This is a genomic window from Desulfobotulus pelophilus (genome assembly GCF_026155325.1).
Lineage (GTDB): Bacteria > Desulfobacterota > Desulfobacteria > Desulfobacterales > ASO4-4 > Desulfobotulus > Desulfobotulus pelophilus.
In genome coordinates this window covers 35,372-61,824 of the sequence record NZ_JAPFPW010000019.1, presented here as the reverse complement: position 1 = coordinate 61,824, position 26,453 = coordinate 35,372, and the positions used below count along the sequence as shown (strand labels likewise).

Sequence of the window (26,453 nt, the reverse complement as noted above, 5' to 3'; positions counted from 1 at the left end):
GGCGTAAACTACCCATTTCAGACTGCCGTGTCAATTACTTTTTTCAACTCTTTTTCTCTTTTTTACAAACCATTAAAAAAACAGTCTTTTCTCACATGCAAAAAGCGGGTACATTTGCATTTCATGCGTTCCCATTCTTTTCCATTCTCACACTCCGCCTTTATTCCAAAAGACAGAACAAGCAGAATTGTCCTTACTTTATATTGGAATTCTGTTGAAATATAAAGGAGCCTCTTTCATTCGTCATCGTTTTTTCTACAAGCACCGTCACCTTGACATAATGCTGAAGAATGGATGCCTTCGGACACTTTGGATCTTTCCAGCCAGGAAGATGCCTCCACCCTGGGGAAGAATAACAATTGTAACATGAAAGCCATTCCGGATTTACGGGGCCACCCTTTCATATAAATAAGGTCTTCAGCCATTTCAGCCAACAAGACACAGACATAAACTGTACCCGCCCCGTCACGTCCGTTGAAGCACAGAAAGTGGAATGGCCTTCACTGCGGTCACTTACTTTACTGAGCATCTCACCCTGAGGCGGATAGCTTCTTTTGTGAAATGGTTTTTTTGAACCGTTGCCTACTGGCCAAGAATCGGGTAGATTCTCGGCAGTCAGTAAAAAAGACCGCTCCTGGCCAGTCGGCCAGCCCATACCCGAAGAAGGAGTCTTTTGTGAAACCCTACCGAACAAGACTTTATCCCCAATACCCTTTTTCTTTATGGCTCTTGGGACTATTGCTGCTCCTGAAAGCCGTTTTCTGGCTTTTTGCCAACCCCCTTATCGTAGAACCCATTCTGGGAATCAAGCATGTCCTAACAACCCTGCCGCTGCTCTTCCTATGGCGTGCCGTATGGAATCGCAAGGATTGGGCCGTCAAGGCAGCCATGGCACTTGTATTCCTCGATCTTCTTTTTTTTGTAGGTCTTTATCCCGGAAGCATTGCCGTTCCTTTTGACATTTCACCCTTAGAGATCCATCCTGGACAGGGGTTGTACGGGTTCTTTTTTATCTTCCTGAACCTCCTCATTACCCTCTGTTCCACCATGATTGGCTACGGAATCAATATCTTGATTCTACTGACAGGCGCTGTCGCACTGCGGTACCAGAATGTTTCAGCAGCCTGACGCCATAGACAGCCCATTCTTACAGGGATGACGCCCGTTATGGTATAGCAAACAAACCTGATCCACTTTATGGAGAAAAAGGCATGTCTGCGTTACGAGTTTTTTCGGATTTTGCCTGCCCTTACTGCTATCTGGCAAAGGCTATGCTGACAACACTGTCAAAAGATTTCAAGGTTATCCCCCTCTGGATTCCCCTTGAACTACATCCGGAAACACCTCCTTCCGGCCTGATGCTGACAAAAAAATATCCAGGTCTGGACACCCTTGCCTTCACTCGTAAAATCAATCAGAAAGCCCTACCCTATGGGATCCATTTCTGCGAGACAACCACCATGGTCAATTCAGGCAGGGCTATCCGGGCTGCTGAATTCGCAAGGGATGAGGGACTTTTTGACCCGTTTCACACCGCCTTGTTTGAAGCTGTTTTCTGCCATAATCAGAATATAGGAAACCCTGAAGTTCTACGGAATATCGCCAACCAGCAGGGCCTTGATCCAGAAACCATGGACACCGCCATAGACGAAGGCCGGTTTGAATCCAGACTTCGTACCGCTGCCATTGAGGCTGCAGAACGACATATTCGCATAACACCCACTTTTGTGGTTCCCGGCATGCCACCCTTTGCAGGACTCCCCGCAGAAAAAACATTGCACAATATCCTCAAACAGGCATCGCTATTGTGAATCTGTCTTCCTTACTTTCAATCCATACACCAAGAATGCGTCTTGTGGCGCTTACACCGGAATTGATGAAAGCGGAAAAAACCTCATCTGCCCAGCTTTCCCGCTTATTAAATGCGGAAATTCCCGAAGGCTGGCCTCCCGCAAGTCTTATTCCCTTACAACCCTGGTTCCTTAAACAGATTCATCTCCACCCTGAAAAAGTCGGATGGTATTTATGGCATGGCCTTTTTCAGAGACCCTATCTGGATATTCTGGTTATCAGCTGCGGCTTTATGGAACCGCCCGATGCTCATGGTGGCGTTGAAATCGGTTATGCGACACTGCCGCAGTGGCAGAGCCATGGGTTTGCCAGCGAAGCTGTTCCTGCTCTCATGAACTGGGCCTTTTCCCATCCGGACGTTTCCCATATACGCGCACGCACAGCCAGAGGAAATCTTGCTTCCGCGCATATTCTTGAAAAATGCGGATTTGAACAAACTTTTTCGGATCCCATGAAGCCCGCCATTGATCGTTACATCTGCTACAGGCATCTCCCCATACGACAGGCCTGATACCCGCCGGTAGAGCCACCGTCATTTAGCCGAGAGACCGCGCATCCCCACCCGGATGAGGCAGGATCTCCACGCTCCCGGTGTCTGATCTTATCCCTTCCTGCCACTTCCTCAAAAAGCCCTATCACCTTGTCAATATAGAAATAACCACACCGTCTCATCCATATCCGTTCAGGGAATGGTTTCTGCCTGCACTCTCCACTCCTTATCTGATAGCATGCGGCCCCTTTCCCATTTTTTTCAAACCCCATACGATCGAAATCTTTTCGTCTACCCGACGGCAGGGATGTTCATAAACGACTACTTTTGAACATGTTTTCATGAGACCATCAGACAGTCGACCTTAAATTCATTGCCATTGTCCATAACATGTCCATAATTTTTGTATCTTTCAGCAGAATCGCTACATCCAGCTATTGACTATTTTCATAGGGAGAAGACATGGCAACGGTTGATTCCATATTTCTTCAGGTTCAGGGTTTTCTGGCCCTCTATGGCTTACGGGTTCTGGCTGCTCTGACTATTCTCATTATTGGCCGTATCATTGCAGGATCCATACGAAGGGTTCTGCAGAAGACCATGGAAAAATCAAAAACAGATCCTACCCTTTCCGGATTTCTCACCAGTATCGTTTATTTTGGCATCCTGACCTTTGTCATCATTGCAGCACTGGGCAAACTGGGTGTTCAGACCGCTTCCTTTATTGCCATTATCGGTGCCGCCGGTCTGGCCGTCGGTCGCGCTCTTCAGGGCTCCTTATCCAACTTTGCTGCAGGCGTGCTTATGATTGTTTTCCGTCATTTTCGCGTGGGAGACTATATTAAAGGCGGTGGCACTGCCGGTACGGTACAGAATATCGGCATATTTACAACGGAGCTGACAACGCCGGACAACAAGAAGGTTCTTGTACCCAATGCCAGGCTGACGGGAGATAATATTATTAACTATTCTGTGACAGGGACCAGAAGGGTGGACATGATATTCAGAGTAAGCTACAAGGAAGACATTGATAAGGTCAAAAAAATCATAAAAGAAGTACTGGAACAAGAAGCCCGACTTCTTCCAGAACCCGCCCCCCCTCATCGCCCTGTCTTTAGCGACAGCAGCCTGAACTTTTCCGTCCGTCCGTGGGTGAACAGTTCGGATTACTGGTCCGTTCTCTTTGCCTTGAATGAGGCCATTAAAAAACGTTTCGACGAAGAAAGTATTTCCATTCCCTATCCCCAACAGGACGTCCACCCGCACACCATCCATCAGTACTGATAAAACAAATGATGGAAGGACTCTTCCAACAACGTCTGCCAGGAATTCCTCCCATGGCAAAGCAAAAACCCCTCAGGCCACAGAAATGCAATTCGTCTGGAATAAAGACAATATGGAGGAACTGTCCATGCGGTGTGGCTGCCAACATGAAGTCTGCTATGCAATTCACCGGCATGTTCATTTCCTGTTCATAAAAAGTTCATAAATATTCCCGCCTTTCACACTCAAGCTTTCTGCCACCTCCCGGAAACAATCTGAACACCCCGGCCTTCCTTACCGGCAAACGACGGAGCCGTATCGCAAAAAGACGGACGGGCTAAGGAGAAAAGACCGTTTATTTCCCTTATTTTCCATGCTATATTCAAATGACTATGAAAAAAAACACGCCCTTCAAAGCTGCCGATAGAGACTCTCTTCTATCCCATGAAGACCTTATCTCCGTGGAAAAAGCCCTTTTATCCACTTTGGAAAAAGGTTTTCACCCGCTTCGTTTTCCGGATCTTCTGGAAAACGCATACAGGGCAAAAGAAGCAAGGCAACAAAAGAAACTGTTTCCTCTCTTAGGTGCAGGAGCCCTGCTCCTCTTTCTCCTTTATGCCATTGCTGATTACTTTCTTCTCCCGGATATCTACAAAACAGCCTGGTCCATCAGATTTTTTGCCGTTACTCCCATATGTGCAGGAATCCTCATTCTTATCCGCAGCCCTTCCATACCGAACCACGCAGACATTCTTATGGTTCTGGCCCTTTTGACAGGAACCTTCGCCATTCTTCTCTTTCTTACGCTCAGCAAAGCCCCCATTTCCGCCCACTATCATACGGGGATTCTTATTTCCGTTATTTTCATAACCATTGCCACCCGCATCCGGTTTCATCTGGCCCTTGCAGCCTGTCTGCTTATCTTTACGGCCTATGCCGTATCTCTTCCTTTCGTATTTTCCATGCCAACGGCTGCGAAAATCAACAGCATTTTTATACTGGCAACAGCCATTCTCGTATGCCTTGTCGGATGCTACCAGATGGAATATCGGCACCGGAAGGAATATGTCGCAGCCCAGATGAAAAAGGTGGATACCCTACGTCTACGATATACCAATCAAGAACTCACCCGGCTGTCACTTTCCGATCCGCTTACGGGCCTTGCCAATCGTCGGCATTTTGATGAAAGCCTGAGACGAAACTGGCGTAAAGCCGCACGCTCCGGCGACTCCCTTGCCCTGCTTTTTATAGATGTGGATAATTTTAAAACATATAATGACAACTATGGACATCCCGCCGGCGATGAATGCCTGAAATCCATAGCCGGTATTCTGAAAGCCCACAGCCGCAGACCTTCGGACCTCCCGGCACGTTTTGGAGGAGAAGAATTCGTCCTTTTACTTCCCAATACGGAAAAAAAGCAGGCTGCCATGATTGCTGACAGTATTCTGCAGAAGGTTCAGAAACTGGCCATCCGCCATGATCATTCCCCGGTGGCTCCCTATCTGACCATAAGTATCGGTGTAAGTGCCCGGATTCCCGATGATGAAACAGAGGCCCAGACCCTTCTTGACAGAGCGGATGCTGCCCTTTACCGGGCAAAGATCCTGAGCAAAAACCGAGTCGAAGAAAATTGACCCCCTGCAACGGCCAAACAGCCTTTACACTCTGTTAAAAAACCTGACAAATAACCCCTCCGCTTCTAATCACACACCATCCGTATCTGTCGACTTCTCCCCGTCATTTATCCTATCATCACCACTATCCTATCCCTGCGAACAGGAAAACTCAACAATCCGACATCTTATCCTTACTCATCTCATAAAGTGGTTTCCCGTTTAGAAAAACAAAAACTCTGTTCAATCATTCCGAATCAAAGACTTATGAAAAAAAGACCTTCCACTCCCTTACTGTTTTTGATCCCCATGGCATACCCTGTGCAAACATGGAATACAGCCCTACGAAACAACCCAACCATTTCAGCAAGGGGGATTGTATGAAACACAAGTACCTTATTGCCATTGACGGTTCCGATGCTTCTGTTGCTGCCGCCCGTTATGCAGCGGCAGTTCTTCCCAGTGACCGGTGCGAAATTGTTCTTTTTCTTGTGGAATACGACATGCCTGAATCCTTCTGGGATATTGATCCGGAACCTCAGATCCATCCCCAGCAGGAAAGCATGAATGAATGGAGACATAGGCAAAACAGATTTTTTACAAGCTCCATGGAAAAAATCCGTAGTCTCTTTATCGAAGCGGGCTTTCCCTTGGAAAAGGTACAAATCAAGATTCAGAGAAGAAAGACAGGTGTCACCCGTGACATTGTCTCCGAAAGCATGGATGGCTACAACGGACTGATAGCAGGCCGCACGGGGTTTTCCAGCCTTTCCCGCCTGCCCCTCGGCAGTGTGGCGAGAAAACTCGTTTCCCGAATCCATTCCATCCCGCTGGTTCTTGTGGGAGAAAACCCCGAAACCCGCCATATTCTTATCGGTTTTGACGATTCCCACGGTTCGAGACGCTCCATCCGTATGGCATCCAGTCTTTTTGCCGGAACAGATAAGCAAATCCATCTCCGCCACGTCGCACGCTCCATCAATCCCATTAGTGGCAATTTCTATCCCTACCCAGCCAGCATGGATCCTGCGGAGTTACTTTTTACTGACCAGAGCCGTATACACAAAAACAAAATGAACCCCGCACTGGACAAAGCAGTTCAGATACTGAAAGAACGGGGAGTCCATGCTAAAAATATCGATACCGCCATAATTGAAGGATATATGAGCCGCTCTCTTGGTCTTCTGGATACGGCCGAAAAAGAAAAGTGGGGAACTATTTTTGTTGGCCGCAGAGGGATTTCCAGGGTTCAGGACTTCTTTATCGGAAGAGTCGGCGAAAAACTGATTGAAATGGCGAAACAGCAGGCCGTTTGGATTATCGGCTGACAGAACCCCTTTCGGTTCTGCCACCCTAAGAGACAATCAAGCAACAAACAGAACAGACAGTTTATTAAAGCAACCCACAACCCTTTATTCAGGTGATCACAATGACAGGGCAACATCGAGCTGATTTTTCATCATTTTTCCCCTTTTCCTTTCCGGACGCAAAACTCCCCTTCGAGTTCATGGATGCCATGCGGGAGCAGATCATCGGCTTTGGAGAAATGTGGAAAACAAATGATCTTACGGCACTCACGTTCTACGAAAAAACAAGCAAGGAAATGGATGCTCTCTTTCTTTCCATGAAAAGCCAAGGTTTTCATGGAATAGACACCCAAGGATTCAATGCCATCCGCAACCTCAGCAAAACACTGCTGATGGACCCTTTTCGAATCCCGAGGCTGGGACTGATTCGGGAACATCAGGAACGAATGGATACGGTTCTGGATCGCATGGCTGCCTTTCAGGTTAACCTGCTTGAGTTTCTGTATTATATGGGGATTCCCGTAGAAAAAACACTTCAGCAGGCAGGCAAGGATATTCTGGAACTCATTCAGGAAGGCAATTTTCAACAATTATCCAAGGTATATGAAAAAACTGTAGGCGATCTGGAGAAGGCCTATCATGAACAGTTTCATTCGGGCCATTACACCCGGGCGCTGGCCAATGTAATCACCACCCTGGGGCACCTCAAAACTACCCTCAAAGAAATCAGCCATGAAGCTGGCAGATACCTCGGCTTTCCATCGGAAACATCTATGGAAGCCCTCTATATGGATGTGTACACGATGAAAAAAGAAATTGCTGAGATAAAAGAAATCTGTTCCAAAAACCCAGTGATCCAAGCGGAGACTTCTCAAAATGGATAATACCATACAAAACTATTTTCTCCAGAACCTCAGTCAGGCAAGCCGTACCATGGGCTATGCAAGGGAGTCCATAGGTGTAATCACGGGCAGGCTGAATACGGACCTCGCTGCCACACCTTTTGAGCTTGTGCATCAGGAAGGAAGGGTCCGGCTCAAGCATTATATGCCTCCTTCAGGTCCTGGCCTCAGCACACCGGTCTTTATAGTGTATGCCCTCATCAATCGAGAAACCATGCTGGATCTTCAGCCCGAGCGCAGCGTAATCCAAAACTTTCTGTCCAAAGGCATTGAGGTATACCTGCTGGAATGGGGATACCCGGAAGCCAAAGATCAGTATTTGACCATTGATGACCACGTGAATGGATATATGGACAGAATGATCAACTTCATCTGCCACCGCCATCAGGTCTCAGCCCTACACCTGATGGGAGTCTGTATGGGAGGAACATTCTCCCTTATCTATGCAGCACTTCACCCTGAAAAGGTCAAAACCCTGATCACCACCGTCACACCTTCCCGTTTCGATCATGAATCCGGTCTCCTCCACGTATGGATGAAAAATCTGGATCCAGACGCCATGGTGCAGGCCTGGGGTAATATTCCGGGTGATGTCATGAATCTGGGTTTCCTCATGCTGAACCCGTCCCGGCTCATGATGGATAAGTATGTAGGATTTTTTAGAAACATGCACAGAAAAACCTTCGTAGAAGATTTTATCCGCATGGAAAGATGGATTTTTGACAGTCCGGATGTACCGGGTGCAACCTTCCATCAGTTTATCAAGGACTGTTATCAGGAAAACAAACTTATTGAAAACCGAATGGTTGTGGGTGGCAAAACAGTGAACCTGAAAGCTGTAACCATGCCCCTGCTCAATATTTATGGCCGATATGACCATCTCGTTCCACCGGAAGCCGCCAGAAATCTGGGAGAATCCACCGGAAGCCGCGATACCCGTGATATATGCCTGGATACGGGCCACATCGGCATTTACGTTAGCGGAAGCTGCCAGCAGGCCTTTGTTCCTGCCATTGCAGACTGGCTGAAAAAAAGGGACAGACAAGCCAAAACGACCAAAGGTCAAACCTGTGCCGCTGCCTGACAGAACTCCATGATCTTTTACTGTGAGGGAAAACAAAGAGTCCGGAAATTCTATGAGCCTTATGGCATCATACAATTCCGGACTCTTTTTCGTTTCTTACCCAAAACAAATCTTTGTTTTTACCAGAATCGGCTCTTGTACGGACGTGTCTTGTCTTCAGGATCACGGATATAAAGAAGCCGTATCTGCCTTTTACCCGTTACGGAAAGTAAGATTTCACTGACCTTTACAAGAGTCCATCGAATGGCAAAGGAAAAAGCCTCATTCCGCTGCCCTGGTTCAAACTGTCGTAACCATGTACAATTACCCATGGTAGGTACTTCAATTTCATTGTCCATGAACAGAAAAACCCCACTGTCCGTGCACTGTATGGTTGCATACTTATAGAATATCACGTCCACTGTCTCCGGTATGTCATTTTCATTTCCACAGAAAGCTTTACCGGAAACCTGTAGGCCTTGCAATAGCCCCGTACAAAAACCCGTTATTTCCATTCCCAAGTGGAAAAATTATCGGGCCTTTCTTTTCTTTGTGTCTTCCAGAGCCTCTCCCATGGCTCTTTCCGTACATTCCAACCAGTTCCAGAAACACTCATCCTGCCGGTCCTGCACATCGTTAACCTGCGTTTCCTCCTCAACGCTTCTTCTTGCCAGCATGTTGCCCTCCACACCGCTCTCAAGGTTTTTGATGCGCTGCACCCCCGTATGCAGCCCTAAATGGCCAGTAATGATTTATTTGGTTATCAGCTCATAAAGAAAGAATCAACAATAAATTGAATGGTTGGAATATTTTTTATGGCTTGCACAGAAAACGGCCTGACATCCTTTATGCTGCAGGATATCAGGCCGTTTTCTCAAGCTACGGGGGTTGAGGAGTCTGTCCACAAAAGAACAAACTCCTTCAACAGGGGTTTGCCAAGAAGATCTTAGATCCGGAAGGCGGGGGAGTCCGGTTAAGAATCTTCCGGAGCGTGTGGAGGAACGCTCCTTCTAAAAGAGGTTGACTATTCTTTTACATAAACAGCGTTCCGTGTCTATGGGGTCATACCCTCATTTTTACGGGATTATTTCCCGAAACCATCTCCATCATTCGGAGAAAGGCGCCTGTACTGTACGGCTTCCGCAAGATGACAGGATTCAATAGTTTGAGATTCTTCAAGGTCAGCTATGGTCCTGGCAATTTTCAAAACACGGGAAATTCCCCGGGCAGAGAGATGGAGCCTATCAGCCGCCCTGGCCAGAAGTTGATCACCTTCCGCGCCTGTTTTGCAAAACTCACGTATGGCCGGGGCATCCATGGCAGCATTACAGGAATATTTTTTCTGTGAAAAGCGTAGCTCCTGCAGCTCTCTCGCATGGATCACACGCTCCCTTATCGTAAGCGATGACTCTCCCTCACCGGCACGCCGGATATCACCATAAGACAGGGAAGGAACTTCTATCTGTATATCCATTCTGTCCATAAGAGGTCCGGATATTCGAGCCCTGTATCTGTCAATGGCAAAGGTCTGGCATCGACACCTGCCCTCCGGGTCATCCGCATATCCACAGGGACAGGGGTTCATGGCAGCCACCAGCATGATGGACGCAGGAAAACGAACCGTATAGGCGGCCCTTGATACCGTAAGCATCCGGTCTTCAAGGGGCTGCCGCAGCAGATCCAAAAGGGATTTCCGGAATTCCGGAAATTCATCCAGAAACAGAACGCCATGGTGAGCAAGACTGACTTCTCCCGGACGAGGATGGCTGCCGCCACCTACAAGCCCCGCATCACTGATGGTATGGTGGGGAGCCCGGAAAGGTCTTTTCACCACCAGACCCGTCCGGGAATTCAGAAGTCCTGCAGCAGAATAGATACGGCTCGTCTCCAGTGCCTCTTCAAAGGATAAAGGAGGAAGAATACCGGGGATACGGCGAGCCAGCATGGTTTTACCCGATCCGGGAGGACCACTCATCAATATATTATGATTACCGGCAGCGGCAATTTCAAGGGCTCTTTTTGCATGTTGCTGACCTGCTACGTCCCGAAAATCCGCATCCTCTGCCCACCAGCACAGCCGGGAAAAATCTACAGGCTTTCTGGCTTCCAGAATCCTGCGACCTGCGAGGTGATCCGCCGCATCTCCAAGGCTCTGTACGGCAAAAACAGGAATTTTACCCGAGGCCGACGCTTCCGCCGCATTGGCCACAGGTACAAGAATTCCATGAATCGTAACCGGATCTGCAAGGACGGATGCGGCAAGGGCACCCCGCACAGGATTGACTTTCCCATCAAGGGATAACTCGCCCAGTGCCAGATGAGAAGCCACAGCCTCCATCGGAAGGAGACCTGAAGCGGCAAGGATTCCCAGTGCAATGGCCAGATCAAACCCGGTGCCCTCTTTCCGGATGTCTGCAGGAGACAAATTCACCGTAATACGCCCTTTGGGAAAACCATAGCCACCATTCCGCAACGCGGTCCGAATGCGGTCCCGACTCTCCCGAACAGCTGTTTCCGGTAATCCCACTATCTGAAAAACAGGAAGCCCTCTTCCCACATCAACTTCCACGTTCACAGGTATGGCATCAACGCCCACTACGGCAGCACAGCAGCTCCTTGCAAGCATATTGATTGTCTTTCTTTTTCCATATAACAATAAAAGTTATGGATTTTCACAAAGAGTTTATGGTTTAATACTCTGTCATTTGCAAGGATGCAAGCCACAACAACGTTCACTTTACTGGATAATTATGCCCATTCGAACCCGTCAGCAAACTCTCAGAGCTCCCATTTCCTGTTACGGCATTGGTGTACACTCCGGTAAGAATGCCACACTCACCCTGAAGCCAGCTCCGGAAAACCACGGAATCCGGTTTTTCCGGACCGATCTACCCGGAACGCAGGGAATCCCAGCCCTTTTCAGCCGTGTGGTGGATACCAGCCTTGCTACGGTCATCGGAGAAAACGGGGTTATCGTTTCTACCATTGAGCACCTGATGGCAGCTTTTGCCGGTATGGGCATCGACAATGCCCGTGTTGAACTCGATAATTACGAAATGCCCATCATGGATGGAAGTGCCATTGTATTTGCGGATAAAATTCGAGAAACCGGTATTATTGCCCAGTCAGCCCCCTGCTCCCACTTCATTGTCACCCACCCCATTGAAATAGCCGATGGAGACAAGTTTGTGGGTGCCTATCCAGATAACAGCTTCCGCATTACCTGTACCATAGAATTCCCAAACCCGATCATTGGACGGCAAACCATCAGTATTGATCTTGGTGGAGATCATTTTTTTTCAGAAATTGCGCCTGCAAGAACGTTTGGTTTTCTGCACGAAGTAGAAATGATGAAACAGCTGGGCCTGGGACGGGGAGGTTCTCTGGAAACGGCGGTGGTGGTCAGTGGTGAGGAAGTGATCAACGAAGGGGGACTGCGCTTCCCGGATGAATTTGTCCGGCATAAGCTTCTGGACTGCATCGGCGACTTTTCCCTGATCGGCATGCCCATACGCGGACATATCAAAACCGTTAAATCCGGACACCTTTTCAATCATCATTTCATCACAGAATTCTTTAAAAACCGTTCCTGCTGGGAAACCGTCACCCCAACCTAAAAAAAGCGCCGCACTTCCCGGACGGAAAAAACGGCGCTTTCTGAATTGACCTGTCAATAACCGAACCTTCACTACCGGCTGAAAAATCAGCTGATAGATACCAGCTCAAGGTTAAATACCAGGGTTTTACCTGCCATGGGGAAATTGGCATCGACTGTCACATTTTCACCATCAATGGCGGCAATACGGATCGGTATAACCGTTCCATCCTCCATCCGGCTTTCCAAAAGCATTCCCTCCTCAAGCTCCATCCCTTCAGGGAAAAGGCTCTTTTCATAAACAGCCACAAGCTCAGGATTACTGGGGCCATAGGCTTCTTCCGGCGGCAGGGTGATGGTTTTCTTCTCTCCCACGGCCATCCCATGCACAGCGGCATCGAAGCCGGGAATCATCTGACCACCGCCCAGTTCAAAACGTAAGGGCTCCTTACCTGCAGAAGAATCAAAAACCTCTCCTTCAGGAAAAGTTCCTGTATAATGAACCTGAACCTGATCGCCTTTTTCCGCCTTGCGCATCTGACATCCATTTCCGGTCGGTCTGAATAAGAAAAAAGGAGGAGCCAACCGGATGCCTCCTTTTTCTGTTCTTCCCTTTCGGCTCAAAGGGCCTGGGAAACCTCTGGTGGAAAGCAAAATGCTCTGCCACACCACTTTTTCAATCTGCCTTTTCAAAAAACTCTTTTTCCGCATCACAGACAGGACAGACCCAATCGTCAGGAAGATCTTCAAAGGCCGTTCCCGCTGCTATACCATTACCGGGGTCACCTTCGGCAGGATCATACACATAACCACAGGGACACTCGTATTTTACCATTATAAACCCCTCCTTTATGTGAAGTTTCTTTCTCTATTCTGACACAGGAAAGAGGCATGCACAAGCGTCAAGAAAATATCCTCCCTGTTAACAGGTAGATCTCTTACGAGTACAATTCATTCCGCACCTGCCAAAACGCAGGTGCAAAACTCCGACGCTGTTTTTCAACACTCTCTACGGAAACCCCTGCCTCTTCACAAAAATAAAAAATGGAACAGAAACAAGGGACAATACCGATCCTATACGCCTTGCCTGTCTTGCCAACGAAATAACAGAGTTCTCTGCAGAGACGGAGTGCTGAGCACAGGTTCTGCCTCTTTCACTGTACAGTGTTTATAGGGCTGCCATACAAAGTTCAGGTTTATTTCCCCTCTTTTCCACTTCCTTACGAAACCTCCCACGGACAGAAAAGTCCATACGGCTGCTGTCTCATCTCACATACTGATAAATATCGAACTTTTTATGTCTGCACTTGAGAGATTCCCCCGCTGATGGCATTCCATTTCTCAAGTTGGCGGAACGCCGGTTTTGCCGGGTAAACACAAAAAAAGAGGGCCGCTTACGCAGCCCTCCTTTAATACCTTACACAACGGCACCCGTCATACAGCCTTCAAACGATTACGGATACCCGCCGAAGACTATTAATAATCCCCAACTTCCTTTTTAACACCCACAACCATCTTAAAGAGCAGGGTGAGCACAAGGAAACCTGTAGCAAAAATCCCCATGCTGATCACCAGCTCCAAAGCCGTTGGCGCATATTCTGTGTACTCATGCAGTGGGTTGGGAACAAAACCGCCCGTAACAAAACCGAGCCCTTTATCCAGCCAGGTACCGATGAAAACAATTCCACAGATCCATGGCAGCAGAGAAAGGTTATTTCTGTATTTCGGTATCAGAAGCAGAACAATCCCCGTCACCATGAGAATCATGGATGCCCACATGAAGGGTACCAGATTCCCCGTACCCCAGAACAGATAGATAAAGTGATCCATATGTTCCGGATTCTGGCTGTAGAAGACCACAAATACTTCACAGATAAAGAAGAACACATTGGCAATGAGAGCATAGCAGACTATTTTGGAAAGGGTCCGCAAGGCTTTGTCGCCAGAATCAAAACCTGTGGTTTTCTTAAGAATCGTAGCCAGAATAATCAGGAAAGCCGGGCCTGCTGCAAAGGCGGAGGCCAGAAAGCGGGGAGCAATAATGGCAGAAAGCCAGAAACCCCTTCCGGGCAGACCGCAGTACAGGTACGCTGTCACCGTATGGATACCAAAGGCCCATGGAATGGAAATAAGAGCGAGAATTTTCACCCACTTTTTGGCTGGAACACCGTTACGTTCCGCTTCAAGTACATTCCAACCCACAAGGATATTCAAGAGTAGATAACCGTTAAGAACGATCATATCCCAGAAAAGCATGGAATCCGGGCTGGCATGCCAGATCACGTTCATCAGCCGGGAAGGAAAACCCATGTCTGCAATAATGAAAAGCAAACACATGATAATAGAGGCAATGGCCAGAAACTCACCGAGAACGGTAATTCTGCCAAAGGCCTTATAGTCGTGGAGATAATAGGGAAGAACCAGCATAACCCCCCCTGCGGCCACACCCACAAGGAAGGTGAACTGAGCAATATAAAAGCCCCAGGTCACGTCCCGACTCATGCCGGTGATGACAAGCCCCTGGTCCAGCTGCTTCATCCAGGCAAGTCCCGCCACCCCGATGACAAGCAGCAGGGAGGCGATCCATATCCAGTATTTACTGCTTCCTTTGATCGCTTTTTCCAGCATGGTCACCTCACACAATGTAGTAGACGGAAGGGCCGGTACCCAGACTCGGTTTCCGTCGGATGGTCGTGTTGGCTTTCAGGGCCTTACGGACATTGGAGTTGGGATCATCCAGATCACCAAACAGAATGGCACCCCTGGACACTTCCACGCAGGCGGGCATCTGGCCCTTGGCCAGGCGCTCATCGCAGAAGTTACATTTTTCCACAACACCAATCATACGATGGGGATACATGGGATCCATTTCCTTGATAAAAGGTTTTGGATCCCTGAAGTTAAAACTTCTGGCACCGTAAGGGCAGCCTGCCATACAGAAACGACAGCCGATGCAGCGATGAAAATCCATCATGACAATGCCATCTTCGCGCTGAAAGGTAGCCTTGGTGGGGCATACCCGTACGCAGGGAGGATTCTCACAATGATTGCACAGGGCAAGAACAGGAGCTTTCTTAAGCTCTTCAGAGAGATAACGGTTTTCCTGCATGGGGAAAACATGCTTGAAGTCCGAAGGCCATACCCACTTCAGCTCCTGCTTCCCCTCAATATCGGGAACATTGTGTATGCTGTGACAGGCTTTTTGGATTTCTGCCGCAAGGTCCGCATCAATTTTGCGAATATCAATCACCATACCCCAGTGCCCAGCCGTAAGGGACTCGGGTCTCTTTTTAAACCGGGCACCTGCGGTTTCCGCAGCCTTTTCATCCTTCGAACCCGAAGAGGCAAAGGCAGTCAGCACAGAACCCGTTCCGATACCGATGGCGGAAACACCGGCTATTTTCAGAAACTTGCGTCTGCTTTCCTTCATCACTTATTCTCCTTTGTCGGGTCTATGTGGCAATCCCAGCAGTAGAGGGTACCCACTCCGGTGTAGTCATGACAGCGGTCACAGAATTCCGCTGTGGACGTGTGACAACCCAGGCAGGAATTTTCTCCGGAAGAAAGGCTCATATTGAACTCTTGCCCGCTTTCATTCACATAGATATGCTTGCCTTCACGAACCACCGTATCCCGCCATGTATCCAGCAGGATCATATGGTTGGCAGCCATCCACTCTTTTGACTCCACACAGGCACCAGCTTTTTTGGCAGCATCCGCAATGACCACCTCCGGTACCTCACCAGTCTTACCGGCATTCAGCCAGAAGGGAACCGTAATCAGGACCGCCAGAACGACAAGCCCCGCAAGGACTTTCAATTTATCACTCATCTGCACCCTCCGCATTCTCTAAGGGTTCAAAACGAAGGTTGGTTTCCCTTGCATGTTCGCCGTCAAGGACCAGGGCGTTGCCCACCAGTTCATGCAGGCCCGTAACCTCCACACCCGGCACCCAGTAATCCATCAGCGGAGGGAGAACAGCGCGGTCAATGGCACAGACACAGGAAAGCATATTGACACCATACTTATCGTGAACATGCTTAACGGCATTGGCCCTTGGCAGGCCACCACGCATACGGATTTCCATAATTTCTTCCGTATTCAGACCGGAGCCGGAACCACAGCAGAACGTCTGCTCCCGAATGGTGTTTTCAGGCATTTCATAAAAATTATTACAAACATTCTGCAGCACATAACGGGGCTCATCCAGCATTCCCATGGCACGGGCCGGGTTGCAGGAATCATGATAGGTCACCTTGAGGTGATCGTTGCGACCGGGCTTGAGATTCAGCTTGCCATTACGGATCAGGTCGGCGGTAAATTCCGCAATATGCACCATTTTTGTTGAGGCTGCATTGTTGAAGACCGTTCCCGTAATCGGAGATTTGGGAGTCTCCATTTTCGGACCCGTAGGACCGTTCATGGTATCCATATACTGGTTGATAACGCGCCACATATGACCGCATTCTCCACCAAGAATCCACTTGACACCAAGACGATTGGCCTCATGGTACATTTTGGCATTGATCTTTTTCATCATATCGGAAGATGTGAACAGGCCGAAGTTACCACCTTCCGAAGCATAGGTGCTAATGGTATAATCAAGGCCAATAGCCTCAAACAGCATCAGATACCCCATATAGGTATAGGTACCTGGATCGGCAAAGGCATCACCGGAAGGGGTAATGAAGAGAACCTCAGCACCCTTACGGTTAAAGGTTGGATTGGGCCTGACACCAGTGATTTCCTCAATGTCATCACAAAAGAAATCAATGATTTCCACCATGTTCTGGGGCTGAATTCCCAGATGGTTCCCCGTGCGGGAACAGTTGGCAACAGGATCCTTGATCCAGTTAATGTTGAGACCCAGAAGGTTCAAAAGCTCACGGGCCATCATGGTTATTTCTGCCGTGTCAATGCCGTAAGGACAATACACGGAACAACGGCGGCATTCCGTACATTGATAGAAATAACTGAACCACTCTTTAATTACCTGAGGGGTCAGTTTTCTGGCACCGGCAATACGTCCCAGTATCTTACCAGCCATGGTGAAATCATTGCGGTAAATAGAACGCAGCAGTTCAGCCCTGAGGACGGGCATATTCTTGGGATCACCGGAGCCAATATAAAAATGACATTTATCCGCACAGGCACCACAGCGAACGCAGATATCCATGAACACTTTCAGAGAACGGTATTTATCCAGCCTCTCCTTGAAACCTTCATGAACAATTTTCTGCCAGTCCGCAGGCAGCTGCCAGTCTTCATCCGCGGGACTCCAGACCCTTGCATTGGGAAGCCCTAAGTATTCCAGAGTCTTAGGCTTGGCCGGGTAACAGAACCTTCCTTCGGACAGATCCGGTGGAACATCCATCCAGCACTCTTTGCCCGGTGCGTTGTCGATCTGGATCAATTCATCCGCTTTGGGAATATCGACCATTGTTTACTCCTTCTTTTCCACCGGCAGGCCGGCCTCGATCATCTTCTCTCTGAATTCGTCCTCATAATCCGCATAGGTAACGAACTTCAGCTCGGGATTCCAGGGATTGACATGACGTACAGTCCGGCTGTTGTTGGCCAAATTCCGTGTGGGGCTTAAGAAAATACCACCGGAGTGCATTAATTTTGAGAAGGGAAAATAAGCAAACAGTACACAGACAAGGAAAAGGTGGGCATAGAAAAGACCACCAATGCCTTCAGGCACCACAGGACTGAAAGTGGCAAGCCCCATGGTCATCTGTTTTACCATGAAAATATCCACCTTGGTAAAGTACCGCAGAAGAATGCCCGTTGCCGCAATCACTGCAATCAGCAGAATGGGGAAATAGTCTGCCGTAAGGGAAATGTACCGCACCTGAGGAATCACAACCCTGCGTGCGAACAGGAAAAGAGCCGCCCCCAGCAGCATAAAACCAGACAGCATCACACCGGGAAGCCCGATCTGCAAAATACCGTCCAGAGTTTCCACCACCACCAGCAGTGCAGGCAAAGGCTCCAGAAAAAAACGAAGGTGCCTTACCAAAACCACAAGGAAGGAATAATGGAAAACAAGACCAAACAGCCAGAGCCAGATTTCCAGGTTATAAGCGATTTTTCCTTCCCGTATCTCATTTTTTGTATTGCGGAACAAAGAACGGAAAAGAAAAATCTCCAGCAGCATACGTACCACAACACCTTTTCCATCCGAAGGGTTGTCGTATTTTGAGTGCTGGATCCAGGAAAAAGATTGCTGCTGCCCGCAGGTGGTCGGTATACGGAAGGGGACAGGGGATTTTACCCAGCCCAGCATCCGCATGGCGAATCCTGCAAAAAACAGCACCATGGCGGCATAGGGTATCACAACCCCAAACAGATAGGGCATCCCGTTTCCACCGGCATAGCCGATCAAACCGAGAACCAGTACCGCCGCAAGGGAATAAAGCAGGTGTTGATTCATGGACACTACCTCTCTCTTCGGCAAGAAACACCGATCCGGAGTTACCTCCGGTCCAAAATTGATTCTGCCGGCAACGGTTGCCCGGGGCCTGAACTCCCGCCCGCTGCCATTAACCCCCTATAAACAGGACCCTCCTGCAAACAAGGTCCGCATTTACTCGAAATTTACGCACGTTCAGTCTTTTTCTTCTTATGAAAGAAAAAAGCAAGACTTTTTACAAACCTACTGGGTGATGGCCGATTTTTTAGCTGCCGCATCCTTCTGCATCCGCCGGAAAATTCGCTGGGGCAGAATGTCCACACCTAAATTTTCGACCTCACAGAGGATATCCGCCTTTTCCAGCAGATTGATACTTCTTTCCACAACATGACGGGATTTAAAGGACCAGATCTGTTCCCTGCATCCCATATATAAAGAGAAGGCCACAAGGGCAAGATCATCCACACGCTTATCAAAGGCATAAAGCGGTGCGTTATCTTTTTCAGTTATTGAATTTTTCAGAACCTCACGGGCAAGATCTTTTAAATAAAATACAAAAGTAATGGCTTCCCTGACCGTAAATTCCTGCACAGCACGGACCCGGATAACAGGATCGAGCATTGTTTCAAGGACCGAATCTTCTGCCCCGTCAATGAGAGCGTTCAAAACGTCCGGAAGGGCTGTACGCAGAGTGTGTCCCACGGGATTTGAAAAAGGATCTTTTTCATTCAGAAAAAAAGACTGACTTCGTTTGGCAGGATAGGTTCTTACCACAAGATCCACCCACCGCTCTGCCATTTTTTCCCTATAATCGCCCAGCAATACCTTCCAATCCATTTTTCAATCTCCTGCCCGCAGGCTGTTGGGTGCCTGCAGGCCCCTGACAGCGGTCCTGAATGACTTATCATCATGAATGGCGACTTATACTCGATGCCTCCTTTATATGTCAAGAATAAAAGCAAAAATAAGGACTTATCCCTTACTGGAAAAAACCCTTTCACCAACACACCATACGCGACTTAAAACTGCTCCACCCACTATATATAGTTCATAAAATCATCTTTCAGCTCCCAAGTTCCACGGCGTCTCCATTTTGAAAAGAGGCTTTTTCTTTCAGGAATTCCGGAGAGGTGATAGGTAGTCTTCAAGGTTCAGGATCGCGTCTATTTGGCATTTTGATAAAAACAGACAAAATCTTTTTTCCATTTTTCCATGCAGCCTGAAAAAGACTTCTCTTTTTATCTCAAGGATCAAACAAGAGCAAATAATAAGGAAATAAAATGATTCATTTTATCATGCAGCACAAGACAACAGAAGCCGCCACAGGTTATTTCAGGCCCGCTCCTTTTCCAGAACCCATTTTCAAAAATCTGGTCAAGCTGTGCAAACAACGTCCCGAAGACGCTTTTCTCAGGGGATTTCTCCTCGAAAACATTCTGGCACTTTCTGATGAAGACAGATCAACCATGCAACAAGACCCTTTTCTGCTTTTCGCCATGAAAGAAGCCTCTCAAGCGTCCGGTGCTTCATGGGTTCTTCCGGAAAAACTACCTCCCGGAAAATCTCCTCTGGCCTATCTTCGATCGACTTTTTCTGACAGCAGAACCGCCTGGATAGAACTTTTCCGCCAAAATATCTTCCACCTGCAGACCCCAGACCCTACAGCTATGGACAAACTGCCCGCTCCGGAACTGTCCGGGCCCGATATTCCCCTGAACCCCCTTACCATTGATGCCATACCGCAGAAAGCCATACCGGCCCCACCCATGCCCGGGCCATTGGACGTTTTTTATGCGGCATCCGAACGCCTGCAAAACCATACAAAACTAATGACATCAGAAAAACGCCATATGGCATCCCTGAGCCCCATAGCCCTTCTTCGCGAATGGGATCTGGATAGAAAAATTGATATTCCAGGATATGAACAAAGACTCACCGGCAAACAGACAAGCTATGGAAGAGGTTTTTCCGTCGAGACTGCGAGGGCTGCCTGCATCATGGAAGCAGCAGAAAGAATCAGCGCCTTTGCCGATGTAAAAAAAGATCATATCGGCCACAGACTCCTCCCAACCCCCATACAGAAAGCCTCTTTCTCTGAACTTAAGCAAAACTCTGCAGAAGCCCTCAACCCCAATGATCTGCTTCTCGAAGCCCCCTTTCCTGATGAAGCAATCTGGTGGATGCCCGGTCAGAAAATAACCTCAGAAGGCAGGCTTTCCTGCCTTGTACCCGTGCAGTGCGTGCTGCTGTTCTCCAATCTTCCGGAAATCCAGCTTTTTACGGCTCTGGGATCAACAGGGCTTGCAGCAGGGGCCTCCGAAGAGGGAGCAAGACTTGCCGGCCTCCTGGAAGTTATTGAAAGAGATGCGGAGGCAACCATGCCCCACAACCCATCAAACTGCTTTCAAATTTATTCTCAAGACCCTCAAATTAAAAGGGTTCTTGATGCTTACCGCAAGCATGGAATCTACCCTTTTTTCGAAGATATCACAACAGAGTTCGGCATTCCCTCCTATCGGTGTCTTGTCATAGCAGAAAATGGCAAAGTTATCCGTGGCACAGGCTCTCACCTTTATGGCAAACGTGCCCTGCTCGCTGCCATGACAGAAACACCATGGCCTTTTCCAGGGCCATCCACGCAAAGACCGGATTCTGAAATGCCCCTCATTAAACTGGAAGACCTTCCTGACTTTTCAACATCCAATCCTGCGGCAGATCTTGACCGTGTGGAACAATGCCTTGCCGCCAACGGATATACCCCTATCCATGTACCCATAACCCGGTCTGATCTGCGTATTCCCGTTGTGCGCAGCCTCGTTCCCGGCCTGGAGATAGTGGGAGATTTCGACAGGTTTTCAACCGTCAATAAAAGGTTATTTACCCGTTATGAAAAACTTATAAACACTCCCCTGTCCGGCCTGAAAAACCTACGTACCCATAGATAATATTGAATTGTAATGGCTTTACAAACAACCTGATCACTGCCGCCGACTACTCTGCATAGGGGTTTTCAACATTGCCGAAACTCACTTTCATATATTGTATGCTGACGTATTGCGATGCTTTTGCAAGTCCATTCATTATGACCGTTCTAAAAAGACCTGACACAGGGCACCAAAGCATAGGGGCATCATAGGCTTTGTTCAAAACCCATGGGTTTTGAACAAAGCCTTGCAAGGAACGGAAAAGATGTTCATATCTATTATAAAAACTAAAGCCTTACTTAAAAATTCAATATGATATACAATGATTGATTCTCAGGAGACGGCTGGGACAGCTTTGCTTCTTATATGAAAAACGGCCATACAGGCCGTTTGATTTTATGAGACAATCCATTCTTTTTAGTATATATCCTGTGCCGTCCGAGTCCTATTCCGTTACTTTTATACAGAATCCAAACAAATCCACTAGAGAAAAGAACCCATTCAGCTATGACATTTGATCACCTTGGTCTTCGCCCCGAACTGATGAAAGCCATTCGGGACAAAGGTTATACAAAGCCGACCCCCATTCAAAACCTTGCCATTCCAGCAATCCTTCATGGCAGAGACCTTCTTGCCAGAGCCCAGACAGGCACAGGTAAAACCGATGCTTTTGCCCTTCCTATGGTTGAACTCCTCAGCCAGCAGCCAAACCGCCTGAAACATCCACGTGCTCTGGTTCTTACTCCTACACGGGAACTGGCTCTTCAAGTAGGAGAATGTATTCAGGCCTATGCAAGAAGAACCTCCCTTCGCTGTACGGTAGTCTACGGTGGAGTCAGTCTTCCCCCGCAGATTGAGAAGCTCAAAAAAGGGATTGATATTCTTGTTGCCACACCGGGCCGCCTCCTGGATCTTGCCGGCAACCGCCACCTCCGTCTTTCCCACATCGAGTTTTTTGTTTTAGACGAGGCCGACAGAATGCTGGACATGGGCTTTAGTAAAGCTATTACAGAAATACGGAAACTGCTTCCCTCTGAACGCAAAACCATGCTCTTCTCTGCCACCTATTCCAGCGAAATCAAAAAGCTGGCGGCAACAATGCTGCAGGACCCTGCCCATATTGAAATTGAACCCGAAAAGACCGCTGCCGAGTCCGTCAGCCAGAGGGTCCATATGGTGGCCAGAGAAAACAAAAGGGCCCTCCTTCTTCACCTTCTAAGCCAGGAGGCCTCGACCCAGGTTCTGGTTTTTTCCCGCACGAAGCACGGCGCAAACAAGCTGGCTGAAAAACTGGCAAACCATGGTATACGGACTGCCGCACTCCATGGAAATAAAAGCCAATCCGTGCGTACACGAACCCTTTCGGCCTTCAAAAATAATGATATCCGCGTTCTTGTGGCAACGGATGTTGCTGCAAGGGGTCTTGATATCGACCATCTGCCTTTTGTTGTGAACTTTGATATACCCGGAATTGCGGAAGATTATGTACACCGTATCGGTCGCACAGGAAGGGCGGGGGCCAGCGGAATAGCCATCTCCTTTGTCAGCAGTGAAGAAAAGGCCAGCCTGAAAGCCATTGAACAATTACTTGGTCAAAAAATACCGGTCAAAAAAGTAGATGGCTTTACGGAAGACGATGACCTTCCAGCCCATATTCTGCTTCGGCCGGGCAATAAATCCAGTGAAAAAAGGGCAGATCGAGAAATTCTTGAACTCGTGCAACAAAGGGAGGCAAGAAAACAGGCTTCCAGAGAAAAGACAAAATCACGGCGCAAAAACGAATCAAAAGCTTCCCGCAGGCCTGCTTTCTCCCGATAAACCAGTCTGCAGCCAAGGCGGCTAGACAGACCAAGGGCATGTCCTGAAGACATGCCCTTGGTCTGCGATCAATATTGAATTTGAATTATACAAAATCCTTGAGTTCCCGTGCCACCCATTCCAGGGATGGCAACAGATCCTTGCTTTCATGGGGTTCCAGGGTAATAACTGGAAATCCGGATTGTTGACGAAACAAAGCCGGTAAAGAAGAAAAATCGATTCTACCCTGCCCAGGGGGCAGATGCGAGTCCTTGTCACCCATATTATCGTGTAGATGAACTTCTCCCACAAAACTACCAAGCACACGAACCCATTCCGTAAGTCCGCCGGATCCAAATGCAAACAGATGCCCTGTGTCCAGACAGGCGCCTACATCTTCGGAGCGCAGATATTCCAGAAGCCGCAGAAGGTCCTGCGGGCTTTCTTCATATACATTTTCAAGCAGAAGCCGACACTGCCTTTTTCGCAACAAAACGGCAGTGTCTTTCCAGAAAGCTGCGGACCTGTCATACCATTCGTCCTGAATCCAGTCATACCGCCGTCTTTCCCACCCTGCATGGCAGACAACGGAAAGAGGCTTACAAACAGGAACGACTTCCAGCAGCTGCAACATTCTTTCCATGGAAACCCTGCGGATGGCCGGGTCCGGCGACCCGGGGGATAAATCCATAAATGGTCCGTGGAGCGTAATCCTTCTTCCCCTGTTTTGAAAGGCCCTGGCAACAGCCTTTATTTCCTGCATATCCATACTGTCCAAAGTCACAGCATCCAGGCCTATTTCAGGGTTCAACCCCATGGCAAGGAAACTTTCCATGTAGAGATCCCGCATACGGAAGGGAAGATTCACCTGAACCTTTGCCCTTATTTTTTCCGGAATAGCTGAAATTTCAGATAAATTCACAGATTTTATTTCCTTTTCGCAGATAGCCCCGAGGGTTCCGGCTGTAATCCTTATGCCTTGAACATCTCCCTGATACCACCAATGGAACCAAGGAAATTACTTGCCTCATAGGGAAGATAAATTATCTTATTCTCTTTTCCTTCTGCCATTTCTTTCAGGGCTTCTATATAACGTACGGCGATGAGATAATTAGCCGGATCCCCAGGCCTGTCCTTGAAAGCCTCCACAAGCTTCAAGATGGCCATGGCCTCAGCAGAAGCAATTTTATACCGGGCCTCAGCCTCACCTTCGGCCTCCAGGATAGTAGCTCGTTTCTCCCCTTCCGCACGGTTAATGGCTGCTTCTTTTTCGCCTTCTGCCTCAAGGATAGCAGCTCTTTTTTCACCTTCCGCCTTGAGAATAGCTGCCCTTCTGTCCCTTTCCGCCCTCATCTGCTTTTCCATGGCTTCCTGAACTTCTGCCGGCGGCGTTATGTCCTGAAGCTCCACCCTGCTGACCCTTACCCCCCATTTATCTGTGGCATCATCCAGAATACTGCGCAACTTGGTATTAATGACCTCACGGGAAGCCAGACATTCATCGAAATCCATTTCACCGACCACGTTTCTGAGAGTTGTCTGGGTCAGTTTTTCAATGGCTTGGGGAAGGTTGGCAACCTCATAAACCGCTTTAATGGCATCCGTAACCTGAAAATACAAAAGTGCATCGATTTCCATGGTCACATTATCTCTTGTAATAACATTCTGACGGGGAAAATCATACACCGTCTCACGCAGATCTATGCGATCCGTAAGCTTGGTAATGGTAACACGGCGCTCTCCCGTATTATCCTGGGTTACGTACCGCCAGTGAATCTGACGGGGTTGATCCAGAAAGGGCCAGAGTATGTTAATACCGCTGTCCAGCACCCTGTGAAACCGGCCCAGCCTTTCCACTATCATGGTTTCGGCCTGCTGAATGATTTTCAGCCCTTTGATTGCAAAAACAATGACAAACAGCGCCAGCAATCCAACGATCATTAACAGCGGTTCCATAAAAGTTCTCCTTATGCGGTTGTTGGGACAGCACGAACCTCAAGGGTTACTCCACTGACCGATTCTATAACAACAAGATCTCCTTCAGAAAAAAAAGATCCGTCCTTTGATCTGGCTCTCCATACATCTCCCCCTGTTTTTACCTTTCCGTGACTTTCCGGGCCGCCAAAGGCTTCCAGCACAACAGCCGTTTTTCCAACAAGAGCCGCCACCCCGGTTTGAATCTTTCGACTGTTTCCCGACGAAAAACGTAAAAGAAAGGGACGAACCGCAAAAACACAGAAAAATGTCATCACAGAAAAAATAAAAATCTGAAAAACAAGCCCCATGCCCAAAAAAGAGAAAAAAGCGGCTGCAAAGGCTCCAAGCCCAAAACAGGCCAGAAAAAAACCTAAGGTAAACATTTCTCCGGCCACCAGCGCAATGCCCAGAACAATCCACACATGCCAAGGCTCAAACAAAGCCATATTCCCTCCTTGCCCTTTGGTTCCGGCTATCGTATGAAAACCAGACGGATAGTACCATGAAGAGCCCATACCGGAAAGGTGGATCATGGCTTCAGAGCAAAAACTTATCCTATGGCCACCACTCCTCAGAGGAACTCTGATTCAACGTTACAAGCGTTTTCTGGCAGATATTCTTCTGGATACGGGAGAAAGGATTACGGCTCACTGCGCCAACTCAGGAGCCATGACTCACTGCAGTGAGCCGGGTCGTCCGGTATGGGTTACCCATGATCCATCCCCGTCAAGAAAACTTTCGTACACATGGTACCTTATTCAGATGAAAGAAAGTCTTGTGGGAATTCATACCCAGATACCCAATAATCTCGTTTCCCGTTCCATAGAGAAAGGGCTTGTGCCCGAACTCGCAGGTTATCAATCCCTTAAACGGGAAGCCGTCACGCAAAATGCTCGCCTAGATATCCTCCTGTCGGACCCGGTTCAAAAAAACTGCTTTGTTGAGGTGAAAAACTGTACGCAAATCATTAACGGACTTGCCGCCTTTCCCGATGCCGTAACCGCACGGGGAAAAAAACACATGGAAGAGCTTGCCATGCTCGTGGACAGTGGTCATCGTGCGGCTGTTTTTTTCCTTGTACAAAGAGAAGATGCTTCCGGGTTTTGTCCTGCTGAAACCATAGATCCCGCCTACGCCGCATCGCTGCGGATAGCCCATGCAAGGGGTGTGGAAATTATCTGTTATGATGTACGCATAAATCTGGAAGGTATTTCCCTTCATCAGCCCCTGCCGGTTTTCCTATAAAAAGTAAG

Annotated in this window: 26 protein-coding genes; 12 read left to right on the top strand and 14 right to left on the bottom strand. The window is 48.3% G+C overall.

Annotated features, from left to right (window positions below; all coding sequences use genetic code 11):
* Positions 1–675 precede the first annotated feature (675 nt).
* From OOT00_RS13540 to phaC, 8 genes are all read left to right on the top strand, one after another.
* On the top strand, positions 676–1,128 hold the full coding sequence (locus OOT00_RS13540; protein ID WP_265425923.1) for a hypothetical protein: 453 nt from the start codon (positions 676–678) through the stop codon (positions 1,126–1,128).
* Between the two features lie 83 nt (positions 1,129–1,211).
* Positions 1,212–1,811 carry a DsbA family oxidoreductase gene (locus OOT00_RS13535; RefSeq protein ID WP_265425922.1) on the top strand — a complete coding sequence of 200 codons (600 nt, stop codon included), beginning with the start codon at positions 1,212–1,214 and terminating at the stop codon, positions 1,809–1,811.
* Positions 1,808–2,362: a GNAT family N-acetyltransferase gene (locus OOT00_RS13530; protein WP_265425921.1), complete on the top strand. Its 555-nt coding sequence runs from the start codon at positions 1,808–1,810 to the stop codon at positions 2,360–2,362. The genes OOT00_RS13535 and OOT00_RS13530 overlap by 4 nt, the downstream gene beginning before the upstream one ends.
* Positions 2,363–2,803: 441 nt before the next feature.
* On the top strand, positions 2,804–3,625 hold the full coding sequence (locus OOT00_RS13525) for a mechanosensitive ion channel family protein (RefSeq protein WP_265425920.1): 822 nt from the start codon (positions 2,804–2,806) through the stop codon (positions 3,623–3,625).
* A gap of 365 nt (positions 3,626–3,990) precedes the next feature.
* Entirely contained in the window at positions 3,991–5,241 is a 1,251-nt protein-coding gene (locus tag OOT00_RS13520) for a GGDEF domain-containing protein (RefSeq protein WP_265425919.1), read from the top strand.
* Positions 5,242–5,600: 359 nt separating this feature from the next.
* Entirely contained in the window at positions 5,601–6,548 is a 948-nt protein-coding gene (locus tag OOT00_RS13515) for a universal stress protein (RefSeq protein WP_265425918.1), read from the top strand.
* Between the two features lie 101 nt (positions 6,549–6,649).
* On the top strand, positions 6,650–7,411 hold the full coding sequence (locus OOT00_RS13510) for a poly(R)-hydroxyalkanoic acid synthase subunit PhaE (protein WP_265425917.1): 762 nt from the start codon (positions 6,650–6,652) through the stop codon (positions 7,409–7,411).
* Entirely contained in the window at positions 7,404–8,513 is a 1,110-nt protein-coding gene (gene phaC / locus OOT00_RS13505; protein ID WP_265425916.1) for a class III poly(R)-hydroxyalkanoic acid synthase subunit PhaC, read from the top strand. Before OOT00_RS13510 ends, phaC begins: the two co-directional genes overlap by 8 nt.
* Positions 8,514–8,632: 119 nt before the next feature.
* Here the strand turns inward: phaC and OOT00_RS13500 are convergent, their stop codons facing one another.
* The 3 genes from OOT00_RS13500 to OOT00_RS13490 all read right to left on the bottom strand — a co-directional run bounded on the left by OOT00_RS13500 (position 8,633) and on the right by OOT00_RS13490 (position 11,118).
* Positions 8,633–8,908 carry a hypothetical protein gene (locus OOT00_RS13500; protein WP_265425915.1) on the bottom strand — a complete coding sequence of 92 codons (276 nt, stop codon included), beginning with the start codon at positions 8,906–8,908 and terminating at the stop codon, positions 8,633–8,635.
* Between the two features lie 114 nt (positions 8,909–9,022).
* Entirely contained in the window at positions 9,023–9,169 is a 147-nt protein-coding gene (locus OOT00_RS13495) for a hypothetical protein (RefSeq protein ID WP_265425914.1), read from the bottom strand.
* 407 nt (positions 9,170–9,576) lie between these two features.
* On the bottom strand, positions 9,577–11,118 hold the full coding sequence (locus OOT00_RS13490; protein ID WP_265425913.1) for a YifB family Mg chelatase-like AAA ATPase: 1,542 nt from the start codon (positions 11,116–11,118) through the stop codon (positions 9,577–9,579).
* A 124-nt stretch (positions 11,119–11,242) separates the two neighbouring features.
* Here OOT00_RS13490 and lpxC point away from each other — a divergent pair, with 124 nt between their 5' ends.
* Positions 11,243–12,109: a UDP-3-O-acyl-N-acetylglucosamine deacetylase gene (gene lpxC / locus OOT00_RS13485; RefSeq protein WP_265425912.1), complete on the top strand. Its 867-nt coding sequence runs from the start codon at positions 11,243–11,245 to the stop codon at positions 12,107–12,109.
* 86 nt (positions 12,110–12,195) lie between these two features.
* Here the strand turns inward: lpxC and OOT00_RS13480 are convergent, their stop codons facing one another.
* From OOT00_RS13480 to OOT00_RS13445, 8 genes are all read right to left on the bottom strand, one after another.
* Positions 12,196–12,624, bottom strand: coding sequence for an FKBP-type peptidyl-prolyl cis-trans isomerase (locus tag OOT00_RS13480; RefSeq protein WP_265425911.1), 429 nt, complete (start codon positions 12,622–12,624; stop codon positions 12,196–12,198).
* Positions 12,625–12,763: 139 nt separating this feature from the next.
* Positions 12,764–12,922 (bottom strand): rubredoxin, encoded by a 159-nt coding sequence (locus OOT00_RS13475; RefSeq protein WP_265425910.1) that lies wholly within the window; start codon positions 12,920–12,922, stop codon positions 12,764–12,766.
* Positions 12,923–13,563: 641 nt separating this feature from the next.
* Positions 13,564–14,715: a sulfate reduction electron transfer complex DsrMKJOP subunit DsrP gene (dsrP, locus tag OOT00_RS13470; RefSeq protein ID WP_265425909.1), complete on the bottom strand. Its 1,152-nt coding sequence runs from the start codon at positions 14,713–14,715 to the stop codon at positions 13,564–13,566.
* A gap of 7 nt (positions 14,716–14,722) precedes the next feature.
* Positions 14,723–15,517 carry a sulfate reduction electron transfer complex DsrMKJOP subunit DsrO gene (dsrO, locus tag OOT00_RS13465; protein ID WP_265425908.1) on the bottom strand — a complete coding sequence of 265 codons (795 nt, stop codon included), beginning with the start codon at positions 15,515–15,517 and terminating at the stop codon, positions 14,723–14,725.
* Entirely contained in the window at positions 15,517–15,918 is a 402-nt protein-coding gene (gene dsrJ / locus OOT00_RS13460) for a sulfate reduction electron transfer complex DsrMKJOP subunit DsrJ (protein ID WP_265425907.1), read from the bottom strand. Before dsrJ ends, dsrO begins: the two co-directional genes overlap by 1 nt.
* Complete coding sequence (gene dsrK / locus OOT00_RS13455) at positions 15,911–17,527, bottom strand: sulfate reduction electron transfer complex DsrMKJOP subunit DsrK (RefSeq protein WP_265425906.1); 1,617 nt, start codon at positions 17,525–17,527, stop codon at positions 15,911–15,913. Before dsrK ends, dsrJ begins: the two co-directional genes overlap by 8 nt.
* 3 nt (positions 17,528–17,530) lie before the next feature.
* Positions 17,531–18,523 (bottom strand): sulfate reduction electron transfer complex DsrMKJOP subunit DsrM, encoded by a 993-nt coding sequence (gene dsrM / locus OOT00_RS13450; RefSeq protein ID WP_265425905.1) that lies wholly within the window; start codon positions 18,521–18,523, stop codon positions 17,531–17,533.
* A gap of 222 nt (positions 18,524–18,745) precedes the next feature.
* On the bottom strand, positions 18,746–19,339 hold the full coding sequence (locus OOT00_RS13445; protein WP_265425904.1) for an RsbRD N-terminal domain-containing protein: 594 nt from the start codon (positions 19,337–19,339) through the stop codon (positions 18,746–18,748).
* Between the two features lie 443 nt (positions 19,340–19,782).
* Between OOT00_RS13445 and OOT00_RS13440 the strand changes: the two genes are divergently transcribed.
* Positions 19,783–21,447, top strand: a complete 1,665-nt coding sequence (locus OOT00_RS13440; RefSeq protein ID WP_265425903.1) for a YcaO-like family protein — start codon at positions 19,783–19,785, stop codon at positions 21,445–21,447.
* A 486-nt stretch (positions 21,448–21,933) separates the two neighbouring features.
* Positions 21,934–23,244: a DEAD/DEAH box helicase gene (locus tag OOT00_RS13435; protein WP_265425902.1), complete on the top strand. Its 1,311-nt coding sequence runs from the start codon at positions 21,934–21,936 to the stop codon at positions 23,242–23,244.
* Between the two features lie 85 nt (positions 23,245–23,329).
* Here OOT00_RS13435 and OOT00_RS13430 read toward each other — a convergent pair whose 3' ends face one another.
* Genes OOT00_RS13430 through OOT00_RS13420 form a run of 3 tightly spaced genes read right to left on the bottom strand, consistent with a single transcriptional unit; the run spans position 23,330 to position 25,646 of the window.
* Complete coding sequence (locus OOT00_RS13430) at positions 23,330–24,145, bottom strand: sugar phosphate isomerase/epimerase family protein (protein ID WP_265425901.1); 816 nt, start codon at positions 24,143–24,145, stop codon at positions 23,330–23,332.
* Positions 24,146–24,195: 50 nt separating this feature from the next.
* Entirely contained in the window at positions 24,196–25,179 is a 984-nt protein-coding gene (locus OOT00_RS13425) for an SPFH domain-containing protein (RefSeq protein ID WP_265425899.1), read from the bottom strand.
* A gap of 11 nt (positions 25,180–25,190) precedes the next feature.
* Positions 25,191–25,646 (bottom strand): NfeD family protein, encoded by a 456-nt coding sequence (locus tag OOT00_RS13420; protein WP_265425898.1) that lies wholly within the window; start codon positions 25,644–25,646, stop codon positions 25,191–25,193.
* A gap of 85 nt (positions 25,647–25,731) precedes the next feature.
* Here OOT00_RS13420 and sfsA point away from each other — a divergent pair, with 85 nt between their 5' ends.
* Positions 25,732–26,445 (top strand): DNA/RNA nuclease SfsA, encoded by a 714-nt coding sequence (gene sfsA, locus OOT00_RS13415; RefSeq protein ID WP_265425897.1) that lies wholly within the window; start codon positions 25,732–25,734, stop codon positions 26,443–26,445.
* The last annotated feature ends 8 nt before the right edge of the window (positions 26,446–26,453 follow it).

Coding starts and splice junctions, on each gene's coding strand:
- OOT00_RS13535 (WP_265425922.1), top strand. CDS start 1,212: ATGTCTGCGTTACGAGTTTTTTCGGATTTTGCCTGCCCTTACTGCTAT.
- OOT00_RS13525 (WP_265425920.1), top strand. CDS start 2,804: ATGGCAACGGTTGATTCCATATTTCTTCAGGTTCAGGGTTTTCTGGCC.
- OOT00_RS13520 (WP_265425919.1), top strand. CDS start 3,991: ATGACTATGAAAAAAAACACGCCCTTCAAAGCTGCCGATAGAGACTCT.
- OOT00_RS13515 (WP_265425918.1), top strand. CDS start 5,601: ATGAAACACAAGTACCTTATTGCCATTGACGGTTCCGATGCTTCTGTT.
- OOT00_RS13510 (WP_265425917.1), top strand. CDS start 6,650: ATGACAGGGCAACATCGAGCTGATTTTTCATCATTTTTCCCCTTTTCC.
- phaC (WP_265425916.1), top strand. CDS start 7,404: ATGGATAATACCATACAAAACTATTTTCTCCAGAACCTCAGTCAGGCA.
- OOT00_RS13495 (WP_265425914.1), bottom strand. CDS start 9,169: ATGCTGGCAAGAAGAAGCGTTGAGGAGGAAACGCAGGTTAACGATGTG.
- OOT00_RS13490 (WP_265425913.1), bottom strand. CDS start 11,118: ATGCTTGCAAGGAGCTGCTGTGCTGCCGTAGTGGGCGTTGATGCCATA.
- lpxC (WP_265425912.1), top strand. CDS start 11,243: ATGCCCATTCGAACCCGTCAGCAAACTCTCAGAGCTCCCATTTCCTGT.
- OOT00_RS13480 (WP_265425911.1), bottom strand. CDS start 12,624: ATGCGCAAGGCGGAAAAAGGCGATCAGGTTCAGGTTCATTATACAGGA.
- OOT00_RS13475 (WP_265425910.1), bottom strand. CDS start 12,922: ATGGTAAAATACGAGTGTCCCTGTGGTTATGTGTATGATCCTGCCGAA.
- dsrP (WP_265425909.1), bottom strand. CDS start 14,715: ATGCTGGAAAAAGCGATCAAAGGAAGCAGTAAATACTGGATATGGATC.
- dsrO (WP_265425908.1), bottom strand. CDS start 15,517: ATGAAGGAAAGCAGACGCAAGTTTCTGAAAATAGCCGGTGTTTCCGCC.
- dsrJ (WP_265425907.1), bottom strand. CDS start 15,918: ATGAGTGATAAATTGAAAGTCCTTGCGGGGCTTGTCGTTCTGGCGGTC.
- dsrK (WP_265425906.1), bottom strand. CDS start 17,527: ATGGTCGATATTCCCAAAGCGGATGAATTGATCCAGATCGACAACGCA.
- dsrM (WP_265425905.1), bottom strand. CDS start 18,523: ATGAATCAACACCTGCTTTATTCCCTTGCGGCGGTACTGGTTCTCGGT.
- OOT00_RS13445 (WP_265425904.1), bottom strand. CDS start 19,339: ATGGATTGGAAGGTATTGCTGGGCGATTATAGGGAAAAAATGGCAGAG.
- OOT00_RS13440 (WP_265425903.1), top strand. CDS start 19,783: ATGATTCATTTTATCATGCAGCACAAGACAACAGAAGCCGCCACAGGT.
- OOT00_RS13435 (WP_265425902.1), top strand. CDS start 21,934: ATGACATTTGATCACCTTGGTCTTCGCCCCGAACTGATGAAAGCCATT.
- OOT00_RS13425 (WP_265425899.1), bottom strand. CDS start 25,179: ATGGAACCGCTGTTAATGATCGTTGGATTGCTGGCGCTGTTTGTCATT.
- OOT00_RS13420 (WP_265425898.1), bottom strand. CDS start 25,646: ATGGCTTTGTTTGAGCCTTGGCATGTGTGGATTGTTCTGGGCATTGCG.
- sfsA (WP_265425897.1), top strand. CDS start 25,732: ATGGCTTCAGAGCAAAAACTTATCCTATGGCCACCACTCCTCAGAGGA.